The organism is Kitasatospora putterlickiae, from assembly GCF_039527695.1.
GTDB lineage: Bacteria > Actinomycetota > Actinomycetes > Streptomycetales > Streptomycetaceae > Kitasatospora > Kitasatospora putterlickiae.
The window spans coordinates 1-3,530 of the sequence record NZ_BAAAKJ010000279.1 but is presented as its reverse complement, the minus strand read 5'-3'; the positions used below and the strand labels follow the sequence as shown (position 1 = coordinate 3,530).

Annotated in this window: 3 protein-coding genes; 2 read left to right on the top strand and 1 reads right to left on the bottom strand. The window is 71.6% G+C overall.

From position 1 onward, the window contains the following. Positions 1-1,036, top strand: a 1,036-nt coding sequence (locus ABD308_RS27465; protein WP_344339915.1) for an outer membrane protein assembly factor BamB family protein, incomplete at its 5' end; no start/stop codon positions are given. Between the two features lie 69 nt (positions 1,037-1,105). On the opposite strand, the gene ABD308_RS27460 is transcribed toward ABD308_RS27465, so the two are convergent. After that, positions 1,106-1,642, bottom strand: a complete 537-nt coding sequence (locus tag ABD308_RS27460; RefSeq protein WP_344339911.1) for an HNH endonuclease — start codon at positions 1,640-1,642, stop codon at positions 1,106-1,108. Positions 1,643-1,945: 303 nt separating this feature from the next. Between ABD308_RS27460 and tyrS the strand changes: the two genes are divergently transcribed. Continuing rightward, positions 1,946-3,208 (top strand): tyrosine--tRNA ligase, encoded by a 1,263-nt coding sequence (tyrS, locus tag ABD308_RS27455; RefSeq protein WP_344339919.1) that lies wholly within the window; start codon positions 1,946-1,948, stop codon positions 3,206-3,208. The last annotated feature ends 322 nt before the right edge of the window (positions 3,209-3,530 follow it).

Sequence of the window (3,530 nt, the reverse complement as noted above, 5' to 3'; positions counted from 1 at the left end):
CGCCCCGATGGTGGAGCTGACCCTGACCGCGCCGGCCGCCGGCGCCGTCCCGTGCGGGCTGTCGCCGACCGTCAACCGGGCCGGCCTCGGCGCCGTGCTCTTCCGGCCCCAGGCCGATCCCAAGAGCCCGTGCTCGCTGGTCGCCGCCGTCGACACCAAGGACGGGCGGACCGTGTGGAACAAGCCGCTCACCGACACCAAGGGCGCCTACGGCGCGCGGGTCGGCGTCACCGAGGACAAGGTGATCGCGGTCGGCGACAGCCATGCCGTCGCCTGGCAGTCCACCGACGGCGCGGACGTCTGGCAGTACACCGGGCAGGGGAAGTTCTGCACCCTCTCCGGCGGCGTCTCCGGCGCGACCGTCCTGGTCGCCAGCACCTGCGCCGACTCCACCCCCGTCGACCAGGCCGTCGCGCTGAACACCGCCGACGGCAAGGTCTCCTGGTGGCGCGGCCTGAACAACCGGCCGAAGACGGCGACCGTGCTCTCCGCCGAGCCGCCCGTCCTGCTCACCACCGGCGAGAAGCCCGAGGACGACCGGGTGTACGCCTGGGGCGCGTCCGGCGACCCCGCCGTCGAGATCCCGGTCGCCGACGCCGGCGGCCGGCTGGACGCCGCCCACGGATCGTTCTCGGCCACTCCCGGCGTCTTCTTCCACGACCGCACGATGGTCACCACGGTCACCCCCGCCGCCTCGGCGAACGGCGCCGGCGGGCCGGTCGAGGCGGTCGGCTACGACCTGGACACCGGCAAGCAGCGCTGGCGGACCACCGCCCGCGAGAAGGGCACCGCCCGGGCCGTCGGCCTGGACGGCGGCGCGCTGGTGATCGCCGTCGACGAGCGGGTGGACCAGCCCGCGCACCTCAGCCGCTTCGCCCTCGACGGCGGGCAGGAGACGGTCGGCGGCGGCTTCCCGCCCGGCACCGGCTCACTGCTGGTCTCCGGCCGCGTCCTGGTCGGCGGCGGCCTGGTCGTCGCCGTCCCCGAGCACTCGACCAACTTCGGCACCGCGACGGGCTTCCGGGCGAAGGACTGAGCCCATGCCGGGCCGGGAACCGACCTCCCCCGTCGGTCCCCGGCACGGCACGGCACGGCACGGTCAGGTTCAGGCGGCGGACGGCGCGGGCGCGGCGGCGACCTGCGACGGCAGCCAGTCGGCCAGTTCCCGGAGGTCCGAGACCCGCAGCCCCAGCGCCATCATCAGCGTCGCCTGCGGCGTCGGGACGAACGGCGAGCGGAGCAGCGTCATCCCCGCCTGCTCCGGCGTCCGGTCGGCCTTGCGCTGGTTGTCCTCCGCGCAGGCGGCCACCGTGTTCAGCCAGGTGTCCCCACCACCGCGCGACCTGGGCTGCAGGTGGTCCACCGTGGTGGCCCGCCGCCCGCAGTAGGCGCACAGGTGCTGGTCCCGCACGAGCACCCCCCGGCGCGACCACGGGGCCTGTTGTCGGAACGGCACCCGCACGTACCGCTGGAGTCTGATCACCCGCGGCACCGGTACCGTCACCCCCGTCCCGCGCATGGTGCGCAGGGGGTGCGCCTGCTCGACGACGGCCTTGTCCTGGAGCACCAGGACCACGGCACGCTGGAGCGACACCGTCGTCAGCGGCTCGTAGCTTGCGTTCAGAACCAGCGTGCTGCGCACCTCGGCCACCCTTCCGCGGGCGTGCCACGGCGGCACGACCGTCCTTACACACGTCACTGCCGCCGCGCGGCGGTGGGACCACTGTGAAGGGGCTCCCCGCCGTCGAACAACGGAATTTCCGGTGTCGGGAAGGGGCATGGCCACGTCGGAACCCTGGCCGGTGCGGCGCGTCCGCGCAGGTGCGGCGAAAACTCGCTGGCGGGGACCGCGTAGGCTCTACAACGCTGGAGTCGTCCCGCACCGGGGCCCGGCCGAACCGGGCCCGCGCCGGGCGGGACGCCCGACCGAAGGAGAAGCGTGACCGTGACGGACATCGTCGACGAGCTGCGGTGGCGTGGGCTGATCGCCCTGTCCACCGACGAGGACGCACTGCGCAAGGCGTTCGCGGACGGCCCGGTCACGTTCTATTGCGGCTTCGACCCGACGGCCCCCAGCCTGCACCTCGGCAACCTGGTCCAGATCCTCACCATGCGCCGCATCCAGCAGGCGGGGAACCTCCCGCTCGGCCTGGTCGGCGGTGCCACCGGTCTGATCGGCGACCCGAAGCCCACCGCCGAGCGCGTGCTCAACGACCCCGAGACGGTGGCCGGCTGGGTGGAGCGCCTGCGCGGGCAGATCTCGCGGTTCCTGGACTTCGAGGGCCCGTACGCGGCGCGCATGGTCAACAACCTGGACTGGACCTCCGGGATGTCCGCGATCAGCCTGCTGCGTGACGTCGGCAAGTACTTCCGGGTCAACAACATGATCGCCAAGGAGGCCGTCGCCCGGCGGCTCAACTCCGACGCGGGCATCAGCTACACCGAGTTCAGCTACCAGATCCTCCAGGGCATGGACTACCTGGAGCTGAACCGCCGCTACGGCTGCACCCTGCAGACCGGCGGCAGCGACCAGTGGGGCAACCTCACCGCCGGCACGGACCTCATCCGCAAGGCCGACGGCAAGTCGGTGCACGCGCTGGCCACGCCGCTGATCGTCAAGGCCGACGGCACCAAGTTCGGCAAGACGGAGTCCGGCACGGTCTGGCTCGACCCCGAGCTGACCACCCCGTATGCCTTCTACCAGTTCTGGCTGAACGCGGACGACCGGGACGTCCCCAACTTCCTGCGGATCTTCAGCTTCCGCTCGAAGGAGGAGATCGAGGAGCTGGAGCGCGAGACCACCGAGCGCCCGGCCGCCCGTCTCGCCCAGCGCGCCCTCGCCGAGGAGCTGACCACCCTGGTGCACGGCGCCGACCAGTACGAGCGCGCGGTCGCCGCCTCCAAGGCGCTGTTCGGCCAGGGCGACCTCGCCGACCTGGAGGCCCCCACCCTGGCCGCCGCGCTCGCCGAGGTCCCGAAGGCCGCCGTCACCGAGCTCCAGCCGATCGTCGACCTGCTGGTCGCCGTCGGTCTCTCCCCGAGCCGTTCGGCCGCCCGCCGGACGATCAAGGAGGGCGGTGCCTACCTCAACAACGTCAAGGTGACGGACGAGGAGGCGGTGCCGGCCGAGGCCGACCTGTTGCACGGGCGCTGGCTGGTCCTGCGCCGGGGCAAGCGCAACCTGGCCGCGGCCGAGCTGACCAAGTGATCGAACTGGCCGAGATGGCCGAAACGCACGGCCGCTGACCTGCGGCTTTGCCCATCAGGGGCGGGATCCAGCCGGATCCTGCCCCTGACGTTTGACGATGTCCTCCAGGTGGCCTAGTGTTGAACGAGTCGCTGAAGCGGCCACCCACTCAGCGCGTCTAGCTCTCGGAGCATGAATTTCGAGTGACACTCGGAATGCGCTAATGTGGAGGGCGTCGCGAAAAGCGATCCCGACCAGTTCGGGAAATCGGATGAATGAAACTCCGGAAAACGGAGCAGAAAACGTCTGATAAGCTGGAAACACGAAAGAACGAAGCGCCCGG